Below are 1,400 nucleotides of genomic sequence, written 5' to 3' on the forward strand. Positions count from 1 at the left end.
CGACCTGGGGGCAGCGCCTGATCCCCAAGGGCGTCCGGTCCGCGATGGCTGACCTGGGGCTCTGGCAGGAGCCGCGCCCCTTGAAGCCCTCGTACCACCTGGCCCAGGTGATCGAAGTCCTGACCCGCTACGGCTGGGGCCAGTCCTTCGACTTCTCTCCCACCGGCCGTATGTGCATCAGGGGTGCCCAGACCTTTCTGGAATCCACCGGGCATGTGACCGCGATCGACCGGGGGAAGGCCGTGAATTATCTCCAGACCCAACTGGCCCGCCAGGGTGTGGAGATGGAGTTTTGGGCGTGGAACGACCTTTCCGGCAACACTTTCCAAGGCGTGGAGGCCATGATCTCTGCGGCCTCCGGCCTGGCGCGTAAGAACGGAGAATAAAATGACACCGGATGAAGAGAGCGCATTCGAAGGAATTCAGGCCGGAATGGTGGCTGGAATGGCCTTCGGGAACGACGCTCCCGACGTTTCCCCGTACGCCGATGAAAGCCCGTACGGAACGCCGGTCGTGAAGTCCGAGAAGGCTGGTCTGACCCGTCGGGGGAAGGTCGCCGTCGCGGTCGCCGGGGTCGCGCTCGTCGGCGGCGGGACCATCTGGTTCCAGGTCCACTCGGCGGCCGTCGCGAAGGACGAGAAGGAGGCCGCCGCCCTCCAGATCCAGATGAAGCAGCTGGAGCTGGAGGAGATGAGGATCCGCAACGCGCAGGCGAGCAGCGACCAGAAGGCCGCGACCGCCTCCGCCGAGAAGGTCCAGGCGGCCGTCGACAAGTGCGTGAAGGACTCCTTCGCGCTGGCCGACAAGGGCTACGGACCGCCCTCGCGGAGCGCCGTCGTGGCGGACTGCAAGCAGCAGTACGAAACCGTCGACGGGTCCCTCATGACGGCCGCCAGCAACGTCCAGGCCGCCGGCCGCGGTGCAGGCGGAGCGGGGAGCGAGGGGATCAACTCCCCGACCCTGCTGGGCCTGGTCGCCGGAGGCGGCCTGGCCATCGCGGTGTTCGCGCGCAAGGGCAAGAAGGCCGACGCATAGTCACGAAAAGTAGTCGAGGTGGTTACTCCTTCCCTGCTCCCGGCCGCCTGAACAGCGAAAAGGTGCCTCTGGAGGTGCCCTCGCGGCCTTCCCAGTTCGGGAAGCGAGTAGGGAGTAACCACTCTGAGTGACGATCGAGGGAGAGTATGAGGCACGACAGGACCGGCAGGAGCAACGCGCACGGCGTGGTCTACGTGATCGGATCCGCAGCTGACCGGCGGGTGAAGATCGGCTCTGCAGGCAACGCGCGCAACCGCCTGATGGAGCTGCAATCGGGCAACCCGAACCCCCTCCGGATCCTGGCGACCGTCGAGGGCGGGCGCCTTCTGGAGAGGCTGATCCACGAGCACCTGAAGCGCTTCCGG

The 1,400-nt window shown here is 66.4% G+C and carries 3 protein-coding genes; all 3 read left to right on the forward strand.

Annotated features, from left to right (window positions below; all coding sequences use genetic code 11):
• On the forward strand, positions 1-386 hold a 386-nt coding region (locus AAW14_RS39315), incomplete at its 5' end, for a hypothetical protein (protein ID WP_265569259.1).
• A 46-nt stretch (positions 387-432) separates the two neighbouring features.
• On the forward strand, positions 433-1,035 hold the full coding sequence (locus AAW14_RS39320; protein WP_046909214.1) for a hypothetical protein: 603 nt from the start codon (positions 433-435) through the stop codon (positions 1,033-1,035).
• 185 nt (positions 1,036-1,220) lie between these two features.
• Positions 1,221-1,400 (forward strand): GIY-YIG nuclease family protein (locus AAW14_RS39325; protein WP_265569261.1); only part of this gene is annotated, 180 nt, incomplete at its 3' end.

The organism is Streptomyces hygroscopicus, from assembly GCF_026168105.1.
GTDB classification, from domain to species: Bacteria; Actinomycetota; Actinomycetes; order Streptomycetales; family Streptomycetaceae; genus Streptomyces; species Streptomyces hygroscopicus_D.

Coding starts and splice junctions, on each gene's coding strand:
- AAW14_RS39320 (WP_046909214.1), top strand. CDS start 433: ATGGTGGCTGGAATGGCCTTCGGGAACGACGCTCCCGACGTTTCCCCG.